At 72.2% G+C, this 13,887-nt stretch carries 13 protein-coding genes; 8 read left to right on the top strand and 5 right to left on the bottom strand.

What is annotated here, in order from left to right:
- Positions 1 to 3: 3 nt before the first annotated feature.
- On the bottom strand, positions 4 to 291 hold the full coding sequence (locus G6O68_RS15640; protein WP_165249423.1) for a ferredoxin family protein: 288 nt from the start codon (positions 289 to 291) through the stop codon (positions 4 to 6).
- 155 nt (positions 292 to 446) lie between these two features.
- Between G6O68_RS15640 and G6O68_RS15645 the strand changes: the two genes are divergently transcribed.
- The 6 genes from G6O68_RS15645 (at position 447) to G6O68_RS15670 (ending at position 7,003) form a co-directional block, all read left to right on the top strand.
- Positions 447 to 1,046 (top strand): sigma-70 family RNA polymerase sigma factor, encoded by a 600-nt coding sequence (locus G6O68_RS15645; protein WP_165249425.1) that lies wholly within the window; start codon positions 447 to 449, stop codon positions 1,044 to 1,046.
- Positions 1,039 to 2,298 (top strand): serine/threonine-protein kinase, encoded by a 1,260-nt coding sequence (locus G6O68_RS15650; RefSeq protein ID WP_165249427.1) that lies wholly within the window; start codon positions 1,039 to 1,041, stop codon positions 2,296 to 2,298. Before G6O68_RS15645 ends, G6O68_RS15650 begins: the two co-directional genes overlap by 8 nt.
- A gap of 189 nt (positions 2,299 to 2,487) precedes the next feature.
- Positions 2,488 to 3,933, top strand: a complete 1,446-nt coding sequence (locus tag G6O68_RS15655; protein ID WP_165249429.1) for a hypothetical protein — start codon at positions 2,488 to 2,490, stop codon at positions 3,931 to 3,933.
- A gap of 261 nt (positions 3,934 to 4,194) precedes the next feature.
- Positions 4,195 to 5,145 (top strand): DUF1559 domain-containing protein, encoded by a 951-nt coding sequence (locus tag G6O68_RS15660; RefSeq protein WP_165249431.1) that lies wholly within the window; start codon positions 4,195 to 4,197, stop codon positions 5,143 to 5,145.
- The gene (locus G6O68_RS15665; protein WP_165249433.1) at positions 5,132 to 5,599 is read left to right on the top strand and encodes a hypothetical protein; all 468 of its coding nucleotides are present in this window, start codon (positions 5,132 to 5,134) and stop codon (positions 5,597 to 5,599) included. The genes G6O68_RS15660 and G6O68_RS15665 overlap by 14 nt, the downstream gene beginning before the upstream one ends.
- An 18-nt stretch (positions 5,600 to 5,617) precedes the next feature.
- Positions 5,618 to 7,003: an arylsulfatase gene (locus G6O68_RS15670; protein WP_165249435.1), complete on the top strand. Its 1,386-nt coding sequence runs from the start codon at positions 5,618 to 5,620 to the stop codon at positions 7,001 to 7,003.
- A gap of 16 nt (positions 7,004 to 7,019) precedes the next feature.
- Here the strand turns inward: G6O68_RS15670 and G6O68_RS15675 are convergent, their stop codons facing one another.
- From G6O68_RS15675 to G6O68_RS15685, 3 genes are all read right to left on the bottom strand, one after another.
- The gene (locus G6O68_RS15675; RefSeq protein ID WP_165249437.1) at positions 7,020 to 8,513 is read right to left on the bottom strand and encodes a sulfatase; all 1,494 of its coding nucleotides are present in this window, start codon (positions 8,511 to 8,513) and stop codon (positions 7,020 to 7,022) included.
- 114 nt (positions 8,514 to 8,627) lie between these two features.
- A complete protein-coding gene (locus G6O68_RS15680) occupies positions 8,628 to 9,734 on the bottom strand; it encodes a hypothetical protein (RefSeq protein WP_165249439.1) in 1,107 nt (368 codons plus the stop codon).
- A 407-nt stretch (positions 9,735 to 10,141) separates the two neighbouring features.
- Complete coding sequence (locus G6O68_RS15685; RefSeq protein WP_165249441.1) at positions 10,142 to 10,561, bottom strand: dual specificity protein phosphatase family protein; 420 nt, start codon at positions 10,559 to 10,561, stop codon at positions 10,142 to 10,144.
- A 188-nt stretch (positions 10,562 to 10,749) separates the two neighbouring features.
- Here G6O68_RS15685 and G6O68_RS15690 point away from each other — a divergent pair, with 188 nt between their 5' ends.
- Complete coding sequence (locus G6O68_RS15690) at positions 10,750 to 11,160, top strand: TIGR02594 family protein (RefSeq protein WP_206108106.1); 411 nt, start codon at positions 10,750 to 10,752, stop codon at positions 11,158 to 11,160.
- A gap of 24 nt (positions 11,161 to 11,184) precedes the next feature.
- On the opposite strand, the gene G6O68_RS15695 is transcribed toward G6O68_RS15690, so the two are convergent.
- Positions 11,185 to 12,474 carry a glycosyltransferase family 4 protein gene (locus G6O68_RS15695; protein ID WP_165249445.1) on the bottom strand — a complete coding sequence of 430 codons (1,290 nt, stop codon included), beginning with the start codon at positions 12,472 to 12,474 and terminating at the stop codon, positions 11,185 to 11,187.
- A 374-nt stretch (positions 12,475 to 12,848) separates the two neighbouring features.
- Between G6O68_RS15695 and G6O68_RS15700 the strand changes: the two genes are divergently transcribed.
- Positions 12,849 to 13,880 carry an FkbM family methyltransferase gene (locus G6O68_RS15700; RefSeq protein WP_165249447.1) on the top strand — a complete coding sequence of 344 codons (1,032 nt, stop codon included), beginning with the start codon at positions 12,849 to 12,851 and terminating at the stop codon, positions 13,878 to 13,880.
- Positions 13,881 to 13,887: the final 7 nt, after the last annotated feature.

Here is a 13,887-nt window from a genome sequence, read left to right on the forward strand (position 1 = left end):
CGGTCAGGGTCGAGTCGGGCCGGCGAGGGGCGGCTTGCGGTCGACGATCGACGGACAGAGCGGGGCCATCTCGCGGTTGAGGGCGATGAACTCGCGCCAGGGCTCCGGGACGTCATCCTCGTAAAAGATCGCGTCGACCGGGCATTCGGGGCGGCAGGCGTCGCAGTCGAGGCATTCATCGGGGTGGATGAACAGCATCCGCTCCCCTTCGTAGAAGCAATCGGCGGGGCAGACGACGACGCAGTCGGTGTACTTGCAGTCGAAGCACGGCTCGGTCACGACGTAGGCCACGGCTCGCTCCCGGGGAAAAGGTGAGGCGGGAGGAGACGTCCCTCCCGAGGGTGATTCCCTTCGCGAGCCCGGGGCGGCCACGGGTCGTCGGAATTTTGCTAGGATGGTCGGGCCGCGACGGGTGACGCCGCGATCCGAGTGGGAGGGCCGACCTCATGGAGACGGACGGGGCCGCGAGGGGCTGGACGTCGCTCGACATGCTGGAGCGGTTCCGCGTCGGCGACGAGCGGGCCGCCGACGCGCTCTTCGCCCGCTACTTCGAGCGGCTCGCGGCGCTGGCGCGGTCGCGGCTGTCGGCCCGGCTGGCGCGGCGGACCGATCCCGAGGACGTCGCCCTCTCGGCCTATCGCAGCTTCTTCGAAGGGGCGCGCGAGGGCCGGTTCGTGCTGGGCCGGGGCGGCGACCTCTGGCGACTGCTCGCGACCATCGCCCGCCGCAAGATTCTCAAGCAGGCTCGGCGTGATCGCGCAGCCCGGCGCTCGATCGACCTGGAGACGCCGCTCGACCCCCACGCCGAGGCCGCGATCGCCGACGGGCGTGGCGACCCCACGCCCGAGGAAGCCGCGGCGCTGGCCGACGAGCTGGAAAGGGTCTTCGCGCTCCTGGACCCGTTCGGCCGTCGCGTGCTGGAGCTTCGCCTGCAGGGGTTGACGATCGAGGAGATCGCCGAGGCGGCGGGCCGCTCGGAACGGACCGTGCGGCGGTCGCTGGCCCAGGTCCGCGAGCTGCTTGCGGGACGGCTCGGCGATGACTGACGCGGATTTCGAGTCGCGAGTGCTCCGCTTCGAACAGGACGCACGGGGACTCGGCCCGCGACGGATCGAGGATTACCTCGGCCCCCCGTTCACGCCGGGAGCCCCCGGGCGGGGCCGCCTGCTCGTCGAGCTGATCTGCATCGACCTGGAGTTCCGCTGGCGCGACGCCGACGCCTCCGGGCGGCCGACCTGGGATGCATACCTGGAAAGGTTCCCGGAGCTGGCCGGGCTCGATGGAGCGGCGCTCGAACTCATCGCCGAGGAGTACCGCGCGCGGCGGCGTTGGGGCGATCGGCCGTCGCCCGAGGCGTTCGCGGCGCGCTTCGGCGAGCGGTCCGGGGCGGTCCGGGCGGCGCTGGTTCGGGTCGATGCCGAGCTGGAGGTGGAATCGACCGGGCCCGTCCGCCCATCCCCCCAGCCGGACGAGCCCGTCGATTTCCGGCCGACGCTCTCGCATCGCGACCTCCGCCTGCTGCGGCTGATCGGCGCGGGGAGGATGGGGAAGGTCTACGAGGCCCGCCGGCTCGCCGGGGACGGCCGCGTCGCCGTGAAGTTCCTGCGGAAGTCGCTGCTCCGACGTCCCGAGGTGGTCCGGCGGTTCCTCGGCGAGGCCCGCACGGTGGCGGGGCTCGCGCATCCGAACATCGTCGGCATGAAAGGGCTCGGCAGGACCGAGGGGGGCTCCTGGTTCTTCGTCATGGACCTCGTCGCCGGGCTCGACCTGGCTCGGCGGGCCGGCGGGCGGGGCGTGACGGAAGCCGAGGCGATCCGCTGGGGGATCGACGTGTGCGACGCCCTCGGACACGCGCACGGGCGCGGGATCGTCCACTGCGACCTCAAACCGGCCAACGTCCTGGTCGACCCGAGCGGGAGGGCCCTGGTGACGGACTTCGGCCTCGCGCGGTCGCTCGCAGGCGAGACCCCGGGGGCGGCGCGCGTCGAGGGGACGGCCGGCTTCATGGCCCCCGAGCAGGCGTGCGCCTCCTGGGGCCGCATCGACCCGCGGACGGACGTCTACGGCCTCGGCGCGGTCCTCTTCGCGCTCCTGGCCGGACGGCCGCCGTTCGTCGGGGCGAGCGTCGCCGAGGTGCTGGACCAGGTCGTCGCGCCGACGCCCGTCGCTCCCCTCGATCGGTTCCGCCCCGGCCTCTCCGCGCCCCTCGCCGAGATCTGCCTGCTGTGCCTGGCCAAGCCCCCGGCGGCCCGCTATGCATCGGCCCGCGACGTTCGCGAGGCCCTGGCGGCCCTGTAGCTGGGTCGATGCAAGGGGGCGCCCCCGACACCCTCCTCCGAATGGCCGGTCGCCTCGAATCCGCCGCCGCGCCCGATCGGGGCCTCCTGGTTGTATCATGGACCGTCGCGGGCCAGGTCAATGGGCCCGCGACGCGTCGCCGGCGATCGGCGAAGTCGCCGGCCGGTCGGGTCGGCTAGAGGATGGCTCATGCTCGCGACACGCTCCCTCGCAGCCGCCCTATTGTTGATGACGACCGCGGCCTCGCTCCGCGCGGCCGACGGCCCGTTCGCCGTGCGGGGGGCGTACCTCACGTTCATGCGGATGCCGACGTACGACCTGGCCGACTGGCGGCGGATCGTGGACGGCGTGCGCGACGACGGCGGGAATACGATCTTGCTCTGGGTCGGGGGCGGGTTCCGGTCGCAGAAACACCCGATCACCTGGCGATACAACCAGGAGCACGAGAACGTCCGCGAGGATTTCGTCCGCGACCTGATCGCCCACGCGCACGAGAGGGGCGTGCGGGTCCTGCTGGGGTTCACGCCGTTCGGGTACGACGGGGTGAATCAGTACGCGATCGAGCACCCGGAGCTGAAGGCGGTGGGCGCGGACGGCAAGCCGGTGGCGGCGTTCGGGATCGGCTGCTGGGGGTGGAACCTCTGCCCGTCGAAGCCCGAGTCGCAACGCTTCATGCTGGACTACGCCCGCGAGATGGCCTTCGACTTCTACCCGGAGGCCGACGGCCTGCTGATCGAGTCGTCCGACTACGCCGCGTGCCATTGCGCGGATTGCGGCGACCGCTACTTCGATCACGAGTTCGCGTTCGTGAAGGCGATCTCCGAGGAGGTCTGGGCGCGCAAGCCGAAGGCCGACGTGATCGTCTATCCCCACTACTTCTCCGGGGCCGAGGTGCCCGGCCTGGGCGTCAAGGGGGCGACCTTCCCGTTCGACCCGCGCTGGTCCTTGATGTTCACGCCGCACAGCGCGCCTCCCGAGCCTTCGCTCATCGAGAAGGCGCGGACGAGCCTCTGGTGGGACGACTCCCCCGCGCTGCGGGGCCCGCGCGAGGTCCGGGCCGGCGCCCGACGCGCCCGCGACCTCGGCATGGACGGCTACGTCCCCTCGCGCGAGGCGTTCACGTTCGTCGCCGACGCGGCCGAGGAGGGGCAGGAGTGGCTCCGGGGCAAACGCCAGGTCCCCCTCGGCTTCGGCTGGCTCGCTCCCGGCGATCCCCCTTACGACGAACTCCCGGCGCGGGTGAACCGCGTCGCCTACCGCGAGTTCGCCCGCGACCCCGACCTGGATTTCGAGGCCTACCGGACGATCCTCGGCCGCGAGGCGTTCGGCCCGGAATCCACGCCGCAGGACGTCGACGACCTGCTGGAACTCCAGGCTTTCCTCAACGCCGAGCGGACCTGGTGCCAGCCCGCGCCGCTCGCCTGCCCGGACCGCGTCCGCGCCACGGCCGGTCGCGGGGAACTCACGCCGGCCAGGCGCGCCGAGTATCGGGCCGCCCTGGACCGAGTCGCCGCATTGGAGTCGCGGCATCGTGGGGAGCGGGTCGACGGCCGTCGCGAAATCGCCCGGATCGCCCGATGGATCCTCGACCGCTGGGGCGAAGGTGAGCGGAAGCTGCTGGAATCGGCGCGCTGAACCGGCCTCACGCGGATTGGCGGCGTATCCTCAAATAAACGGCGTCCTCGCGCGTTGTTGACAAGGGGTTAAACCTTTGTCAGACTTCGGAGGTTCATCAATCCCCTTAAGGTTGTTTGATACCCTGCGAGCATACGCCCGCTCCCCGGTCGCCCCGGTCGGGCGGCTCGTTTCCCACCCCATCCCAAGACGGTTCGACTGGGCGGCTCGGCCGGATGAAGGCCGGGGCGGGCCCGGTCGAATCGTAGGAGTCGACTCGCAATGGCGCGCAAGCCTCGCACCGCGTTCACCCTGATCGAGCTGCTGGTGGTGATCGCGATCATCGCCGTGCTCATCGCGCTTTTGCTCCCGGCCGTGCAGGCCGCGCGGGAGGCGGCCCGCCGGATGCAGTGCACGAACAACCTGAAGCAGCTCGGCCTGGCGCTGCACAATTACCACGACACCCACAACCAGTTCCCGATGGGCGCGCAGGGGCGGAACCCGGTGACGGGGCTCTACGACCTGGTGCCGACGAACCGCCAGCCGTTCGTGGTGGCGCTCCTGCCGTTCCTGGAGCAGGGGAACTTGTACGCCGCTTATAACGCGTCGCTCCCCTTCAACCATGACGCGAACATGACGACCCGGCTGGTGCCGATCGCGTCCTACCAGTGCCCGTCCGACCAGACGCAGATCTTCTACCAGACGATCGCCGGCGTGCTGACCCGGTTCGAGGCGAAGGGGAACTACGGGCTCAACTGGGGGACCAGCACCTACTGGGACCAGGGGGGCGGCAACGGTCGGCAGATGGCGCCGTTCTACATCCGCTACGGGGCGCCGATCGCGGCGGTGACCGACGGGACTTCGAACACGCTGGCGATGGTGGAGATGCTCCAGGCGCCCTCGCCCGCCGGGCCGTCGCAGGTCATCGACCGCCGCGCCCGGCTCTGGAACGACGACAGCGCGGGCTACACGATCATGACCCGGTTCGGCCCGAACAGCCGCCTGCCGGACTACAGCACCTGCTACAACGACCCCGCCAAGGGGCTGCCCTGCATCAACGACACGGCCTCGAACTCGTTCTACATGGGCGCGCGGAGCCGCCACCCCGGCGGCGTGGTGGGGCTGCTCTGCGACGGCTCGGTGCGGTTCTTCAAGGACTCGATCAGCATCCCCACCTGGATGGCCCTGAGCACCAGCAACAACGGCGAGGTGATCTCCAGTGACTCCTACTGAGCGGCCGTCGCGCCGGGTGGCGATCCTCGCCGTCCTGGCCGCTGCCTGCTGGGGCTGCGGCGGCGGGGGCGACGGCTTCGAACACTACGCGGTGAACGGGACGATCCGTCACGACGGCGACCCCCTGAAGTCGGGGACGATCACGTTCGTCCCCGGCGGCCCCGGCGCGGCGGGCACGGCCGAGATCGTCGACGGCGCGTTCGCGATCGACGCCGCCGACGGCCTGAGCCCCGGCGAGTACCGGGTGGAAATCTACAGCATCCAGCCGACCGGCCGGAAGATCGAGAACGCCGACGACCCGGGCGCCAAGGTCGACGAGACCGTCAACCGCGTCGACCGGAGCTTCAACGTCGACTCGACGCTGAAGGTCACGGTGCCGCCGGGCGGCTTCCCGGGGCCGCTGGCGTTCGACGTCACCTCGCCCAATCCCGCCGCGAAGAAGAAGCGGCGCTGAGGTCCCGGAGTCGTCATCGTGCGCCATTCGCGATCGCTCGTCCGCACCGCCGTCACCTGGCTGGCCGCCCTCGCCGCGATCGTCGTCGGCCCCTCCCGAGGCGTCGCGGACGAGCCCCGTCCCAACGTGGTGCTCATCATGGCCGACGACCTCGGCTACGGGGCGCTGGGGTGCTACGGCCAGGAGAAGGTCAAGACGCCCCGGCTCGACCGGATGGCCGCCGAGGGCCTGCGGTTCACCCAGGCCTACGCCGGCAGCAGCCAGTGCGCGCCGTCGCGGGCCTCGCTGCTGCTCGGCGTGCATACCGGGCGGACCCCCGTGCGGAGCAACGCCGACCCCGGCCTGCGGGCCGTCGATCAGGGGCGGACGATCGCCTCGGTCCTGCAAAAGGCCGGGTACGCCACCGGCGGGTTCGGCAAGTGGGGGCTGGGCGACGTCGGGTCGCCGGGGGCGCCCTGGCTCCAGGGGTTCGACCTCTTCTTCGGGTTCCTGGACCAGACGCACGCCCACTTCCACTACACCGATCACCTGTTCCGCAACGATCGCCGGGTCGAGCTGCCGGAGAACCGCGACGGCCGCCGGGTCCGGTACGCCCCCGACCGGGTCGTCGACGAGGCGCTCGGGTTCATCCGGGCCAACCGCGACCGCCCGTTCTTCGCGTACCTCGCCGTGACGCCGCCCCACGCCGAGATCGACGCCCCCGAGGATTCCATCGCCCCCTATCGCGGCGCGTTCCCCGAGACCCCTTTCCCGGGCGGCCATTACGCCGCCCAGCCGACCCCGCGCGCGGCGTACGCCGGCATGGTCGGCCGGCTCGACGGCGACGTCGGCCGCGTGCTCGACCTGCTCCAAGAGCTGGGGCTGGACGAACGGACCCTGGTGATCTTCACCAGCGACAACGGCCCGATCACGGCCGGCGGTGCCGACCCCGCGTTCTTCCGCAACGCCGGCCCGCTGCGGGGGCTGAAGTTCACCTTCTACGAGGGCGGCGTCCGCGTCCCCCTGATCGTCCGCCAGCCCGGCCGCGTCCCGGCGGGCCGGACCACCGACGTCGTCTGGTCGCTCGCCGACTTCTACCCCACGGCCGTCCAACTCGCCGGCGCGGCGACCCCCGAAGGGGTGGAGTTGCAAGGCCGGTCGGCCCTGCCGACGTTCCGCGGCGAGGCCCAGCCGCCCCGCGAGGAGCCCCTCTACTGGGAGGCGCCCGTCCGCACCCCTCGCCCGGGGCTCACGCAGGCGGGGCGGATCGGCCGCTACAAGGGGATCATCCCCGCCCCGGGCGAGACGCTGGAGATCTACGACCTGGAGGCCGACGTCGCCGAGTCCCGCGACCTGGCCGCCGACCGCCCCGACCTGGCCGCCTCGTTCCGCGAGCTGTTCGCGAGCGAGCACCGCGAGCCCTGACGCCCGCGGCCCGGCGTCAGTCGCGGGCCCTGCGGTTCCCGCCGGCGACGGCCGCGTTCATGTGCTGCCGCCAGGCCTGGAACAGCGGGATCATGGCGGCGGCGGTCGGGCGGGGCGGGACGTTCGTGGAGTCGAAGTGCGAGTAGATCGGCGCGGCGAGTGCCGGGTCGTAGTCGGGGTTGGGCGTGTTGGGCTGGGCGTCGATCGAGGATCGCCAGGCGGCGAGCCGGTCCCGCATGGCGGCCGCGCGGTCGGGCTGGGCCGGGGCGAGGTCGGTCCGTTCGCCGGGGTCGGCGGCCAGGTCGAAGAGTTCGAGGCGGCCGTCCTCGTAGTGCTCGATCAGCTTCCAGTCCCCCTCGCGGAGCGAGCCCGCCGGGCGGCTCCCCTGGTTCGTGTAGTGGGGGAAGTGGAACGGGAAGGCGCGCGGAGGGAGGGGGGGGCCGCCGCGCAGCCTGGGGGCGAGGCTCGCGCCGTCGAGGCCCGGCTCGGCCGGCGCGGGGGCGCCGCAGAGTTCCAGCAGGGTCGGCGTGAAGTCCATGTTCACGGTCGGCTCGTCGATCACCGCCGCCGGGATCCGGTCGGGCCAGGCGACGATCAGGGGGACGCGCAGGCCCCCTTCATAGAGGTAGCCCTTGCCGGCGCGGAACGGGCTGTTGTGGGTGGGGACGTCCCCCCCCTCCAAAACGTGCAGGCCGCCGTTGTCGGACGTGAAGACGACGATCGTCTTCCGCGCCAGGCCCTCGCGCTCGATCGCGTCGAGGAGCAGGCCGACGGTGTCGTCCAGGGTCTCGATCATCGCCGCGTAGGTCGGGTTGAAAGCGTCTTCGTGCTTGGCGATCAGTTCGGGCTTGGCGGCCAGGCGGATGTGCGGTGTGTGGTGGGCGACGTACAGGAAGAACGGGGCATCCTTCTTCCGTTGCAGGAAATCGATCGCCTTCCGGGTGATCGCGTACTCGTTCTTGCCCCCCTCGGTCGCCGAGGGCTCGGAGTCGGTCGGCGGCAGGAACGCCTCGTCGAAGCCCTGGTCGGTCGGCGCGGATTGGGTTCCCGGGCCCCCCGCCAGGTGCCACTTGCCGAAGATCCCGGTGGCGTAGCCGAGGGCCTTGAACCGCTCGGCCAGGGTGGTCTCGGACTCGGGCAGGAACCTGTCGATCTTCGGGTGCAGGAGCTTCTGCGAGGGGGCGTCGGCGCGGCCGGGGAGATACGTCGTCAGGTGCAGCCGGGCCGCCGACTTGCCCGTCATCAGGGCCGCGCGCGAGGCCGAGCAGATCGAGAGCCCGCAGTACGCCGACGTGAACCGGGCCCCCCGCGCCGCCAGCCGATCCAGGTTGGGCGTCGCGTGGTCCGCCCGGCCGTAGCAGTGCAGGTCGTCGATGCCCAGGTCGTCGGCCAGGATGAAGACGACGTTGGGAAGGTCGTCGGCGGCCTCGACTCGCGACGGGGCCGGGCCGAACAGGGCGACGACGGCGAGGGCGACGAACGGGCGGAGCGAGCTTCGCGGCGGCGTCATGGGCGTCCTCCGGGGCGTTGCGGGCGACCAGGGAGAGGGCGAGGGCCGCGACATTCTACCAGACCCCGCCGTCGAAGCACCGTCGCCCTCCCGCCCCGGTCGGTCGCGGCGGGTTCACGGCCGAGGCGCGGCTTTTCGCAGGTCGTCGTAGCTCATGCCCGAGAAAAAGCTCTGGACCCAGGCGCTCGCCGCGGCGGGGGCGTTGGTGACGGCCGCCACGAATCCCCCCGGCGGATTGACCTCGTCGCGGAGCTGCACGAGCTGGCGATAGAGCACGCCATAGACGTCCCGCTGGCGGGGCGTCGAGGCCACGCCGAAGCGCAGGTTGAATGCGTTCATGAACCGCAGCAGGTCGCCGAGGGTGGCGTCCGGACGCTTGCCGACGCCTTCCACGAAGGACTGGATGTCGGGGGCCTTGAGCATCACGACCAGGCCGTGCAAGGCCTTCAGGTAGCGGTCCGCCTGCTTGAGTTCGATGCTGTTCGGGGGCAAGGTCGCCACGGCCGTGTCCTCGGCGTGGTAGATGGCCCGCAGCAACTCGCGGACGGTCGCGGCGTCGGGCGCGTCGTCCTTCTCGATCTGGGCGAGGAGCTTCTCGTCGAGGGCCCGGATGGCCTCGAAGTCGGCGGCGAATTCGGGCTTGAGCAGGGGGGCGGGGCGGGCGCCCGTGGCGAACTGGTGGAGGCCCAGCGTGATCGCGGCCGCGTTGTATCGGAACGGGATGTCGCGGATCACGTCGGCGCCGATCCGGACCTGCGCCGCCTTCAGGCTCCGGGCGTAGACCCGGGGGTCGTTGATCTCGTCGAGCGCGACGTTCAGGGCGTCCCCCTGGGTGACGTCGCGCGGCTCGGGGTTGTTCCGCAGCCGGTCGCGGATCTGGTCGAGCTGCAGGTTGGTGTTCTCGCGCTGCTGCGTCATGCGTTGCATGCGGGCCTGGTTCGCGGCCCTCTGCGACTGGAAGACGTATTCGTTCCAGCGCATGACCGTGTCGGGGTTGATCGAATCCGCGATGGCGGTCTGCTTGTTGTAGAAGCCCGCCCCCTGGGCGAAGGCCCCCAGGCCCATCGCCTGATCGCCCGCCACGGTGGAGCCGCCCCCCCAGCCGCCCCAGCCCCAGTCGCCGAACCCGCCGGGGAAGCCCCACTGCGCGCGGGCCGAGTCGCCTTGCATCGCCCACAGGGCGCAGCACAGGCCGATCGTCAATCCGGGTCGCTTTCGCATCGTCGTCTCCGGGCGTCACGGTGATCGAAACGGGCTTGGTCGTGGTCCACGTCGGTCGTGCGGGGCCGATCCCGTCGCGCCGACGGGATCGAGGCGTGCGGGTGGCTTCGATCGGTCGCGCATCGGGTCGACCATTGAAGGCGGCTGCGCCGGGCATCGCCGCTCGGGCGCGCGGGTGTTCCCGAGACTCGGGCTGGATCGGCGGCCGCGCCGAAGGATCGGGCTCGGCCGCCGCCGGCTTCTTCGCCGGCGAGCAGGACGAGGGGGAGCGTGATCGGGGCCGAGATCGGTCCCGGATGGTCGAGACGAAGGCGGCTCATGCCGGACGTGACGCATCGTAGGCCGCGCGCCCGGACGAAGCAAGTCGCACGCGTCGCCCCGTCGCGGATTCGCCGGGGCGGGCCGGTTCAGCCCCGGGCGACGGCGATCTCGATGTCGCGCCAGAGGACGGTGGAGACGTCGACGGGGCCGGTCGCGACGACGATCGCAAGGCCTTCGCCGAGGGGTAGGCCGTGGGCGAGGGCGATCGCCGCGCCGGCGACGGCCGGCGACCGGCTCATGCCGGCCCCGCAGCAGACGAGGGTCGGGACGCCTGCCCGCAGCAGTGCGGCGACGGTCTCGACGGCCGCGCGCAGCAGCCACGGCGGATTGCCCTCGCCGTCGACGAGAGGGAAACGGCAGGAGACCAGGCGCCTCGCGACCGGCGACGGCGGCTCGTCCAGGGCCAGGTCGACGACCGCCTCGACGCCGGCCTCGGCCAACCCGCGCGGGTCGCGCAGGACCGCGACCTGGCCCAGCCAGAGGGGATGTCCGGCGATGCGCCTCATGGCGACGGCTCCCGGGCGGCGATTTTCCACCGCCCCAGGATAAGGCCTTGCCGGCCGCCGCGACATGGTGTCTCGTGGCGGGGACGGCGCCCGCGACGGCTCTCCCCCGCCGGGTATTCCTGGACCGCCGCTACCGGACCCGGCGGCATCAATTGGAGAGGTCGATCGAGATGGACGATGCGCCCTGGATGAAGATCGCGAAGGCGGAGATCGGGCAGGCGGAGTTGAAGGGGGAGGCGGAGAACAACCCGAGGATCCTGGAGTACCTCGCCACGACGGGGAAGTTCAAGGCCGACGAGACCCCCTGGTGCTCGGCCTTCGCCAATTGGGCCATGGTCAAGGCGGGGAAGAAGGGGACGAACTCCGCCCTGGCGCGGTCGTGGCTCAAGTGGGGCGAGGCGATCGAGGAGCCCCGGTACGGCTGCCTCGTCGTCTTCAAGCGCGGCAACAGCGCGTGGCAGGGGCACGTCGGGTTCTTCGTGAGAATGGAGGGGGACAAGGTCGTGGTGCTGGGGGGGAACCAGGCGAACACGGTCTCGATCGCGCCGAGGTCGAAGGCCGACCTGCTGGGCTACCGCTGGCCGGGCCCGAAGGACTGACGGCGACTCCGCGCGGCCGGCCGACTAGCGGCGGGCGGCCGCGTGGCGGGCGATGACCTCGCCGTAGAAGTCCAGGGTCTCGGCGACGATCCGGTCGGGGTCGTAGCGGCTCGCGCAGTCTTCGGCGGCGCGGGCGCCGAGGGCGGCGGCGGCCTCGGGGTCGTCGAGCAGCCGGAGGATGGCCCGGGCGAGCGCGTCGGCGTCGCCGGGCGGGACGGCCAGGGCGTTCCGTCCGTCGTCGAGGATCTCTCCCAGGCCGCCGGCGTCCGACGAGACGACCGGGCAGCCGAGGATCATCGCCTCGCGCAGCGTGTTGCCGAAGGTCTCGTAGCGCGAAGGGACGATGGTGGTCAGGGCGCGCCGCCGCTGGGCGTCGAGCACGGCGGGCGGGACGCGGCCGAGCCACTCGATGCGGCCGTCGTCGAGCGCGCCGGGGAGGCGTTCGTCGACGAACGGGCGGAGCCTCCGGACCCCGCCGGCCGTCTCGACCCCCCGGTCGGCCCCGGCGAAGGTCAGCCGCGCCTGGGGTCGCCGATCGAGGACGCGGCGGAAGGCCTCGACGACCAGGTCGCCCCCCTTGTGGAGGTCGAACCGGCCGACGAAGAGGATGCGGTCGCGGTCGCAGCCCGCCAGGCTCCATCGGTCGGACTCCGGCGGGGCCTCCATCGGGATCGGGATCGCGCGGGCGTCGGCCAGGGCGAGGCCGTAGCGGTCGCGCGTGCGGTCGAGCACGTCGCGGCTGGGGGAGGAGACGCCGGCCGCCGCCGCGATCGCCCGCCCCTCGCGACGGATCCGACGGACGTCGTCGGGGCTCGCGGAGGGGCCGAACGTGCCGTTGAGGAACCAGGGGCCGTGGAGCCGGACGACGACCGGGACGTCGCAGCGGCCGATCACCTCGGACGCCCAGCCGAACGACTCCTCCATCTGGAAGAGCTGGAGCCCATGCTCGCGGCGGAGCCGGTCGACGATCCGGGCCAGGCCCCGGCCGATCTGGCGCCGGCGGGCGGCGTCGTCCCAGGCGCGCACCCGCCTCTGCGCCCACCGCAGGCCGCGGCGGGCGAGGGACGCGGAGGGCCCGTCCATCGGCGGGAGCCGATGGACCCCTTCCACGTCGGCGACCGGGCCTTCCGCATACCATCCCGCGGCGACGAGGTGGACGTCGACCCCACGCTCGCGGAGCGAGCGCCGGAGGTTGCGGGTGTAGCTGACGATGCCGTTCGAGATCCCCTCGGGAGGCCAGCCCGGCACGAGGAAGCCGACGGCCCGGACGTCGGTCTGGTGGTGGGGGGATTCGGGGCTGGGGCGGCTCGCCATGGACGTCTCCCGAGGCCCGCCGGCGCGATCCGGGTGGGGACGGGACGGGCCGTCGCCTCGACTCCGAAGTCCGGCCCGTCCGCTCGACGAGCCCTCCAGCGGGCGGGATCCCCATGCTATCGCCCGGGGTCGGGGCCGACAATCGCGGACGCCGGAAAAGCCGACGGCTCGCGCCGGCCGCCCCGACGGGATGCTCCGCCGCGCCGCTTCCCGCGTTGCACGCGGCCGGTCCGGCCCGGTAGACTTGCGGGGCTCGCCGGGAGTCGGGCCCGAGCCCGCTCGATCCGCGGTTCGGGGGAGGCGCCTCCCTGACGATCGATCGCAGCGGCGAATCCGCCGCGCCCCCCCCACCGAAGACCTCTGGAGCACGAGACATGGCCGACGCTGCGAAGACACCGCCGGGGATCAAGGCGCTGGCGTTCGCGATGCGACGCTTCCCGCTGGACGTCCGGAAGACCTGGTGGTGGTGGGAGCAGCTCTATCGCAAGATCGGCGGCGGCGGATTCGACGACGACCCGGCGCTCGACGCCAGGTGGCCGGCGGGGCTCCAGGCCCCGATCACCACGCGGCCGTTCGGCTACAAGGTCAGGCTCGACCTGACGTGCTGGCCCGAACGCCGCACGTTCTTCAGCGGGTCGTACTATCAGACGATCCTCGAACGCCTGTACCGCCAGGTCCTGCGCCCCGGTGACCAGTACCTCGACATCGGCGCGAACATCGGGATGACGGCCCTGATGGCCGCCTCGCTGATCGGCGAGAAGGGCAAGGGGTTCGCGTTCGAGCCCAACCCGGAGACGCACGAACGGCTCCGGATCAACTTCGAGCTCAACCCGTACCGGTGCCTGGAGCTGGTCCCCTTCGCGGTCGCCGACCGCGAGTCGGAGGCCGTGCTGCGGCTGCCGGCCGTCGGGAACACCGGGATCGGCTCGCTCGCGGGGCCCCAGGAGGAGGGGGGGCGGTCGTTCGTGGTCCGCACGGTCCCGGGCCAGCGCTACCTGGACCGCCTGGACCCGGCGAAGCCGACGTTCATCAAGATCGACGTGGAGGGCTTCGAGGTCAAGGTCCTGGGCGGGATCGAGTCCGCGCTGGACTGGCCGGAGGTCGCCCTGGTGGTCGAGGTGAACGACGAGATGCTCGAGCGCGCCGGGGACTCCATCGCCGCCATGGAGCGGATCGTGAAGGCCCACGGCTTCCAGGTCTACGGAATGGAGCTGGATCGGGGGCGTTTCTCCAGGACCCTGAGGCTCGTCGGCCCGGTCGAGCTGCCCGTGGCGGTCGAGCGCAACTGGCGCGACGTCCTCCTGGTGAAGCCGGGCTCCACCTTCCTCCGCGACCGAGCGGCGCCCCTGATCCAACCGGCGGCCGGCCGGGCGGACGCGGGCGCGCACGCGGGCCGGACGGCCTGAACCCGAC

It is taken from the genome of Paludisphaera soli, assembly GCF_011064595.1.
GTDB lineage: Bacteria > Planctomycetota > Planctomycetia > Isosphaerales > Isosphaeraceae > Paludisphaera > Paludisphaera soli.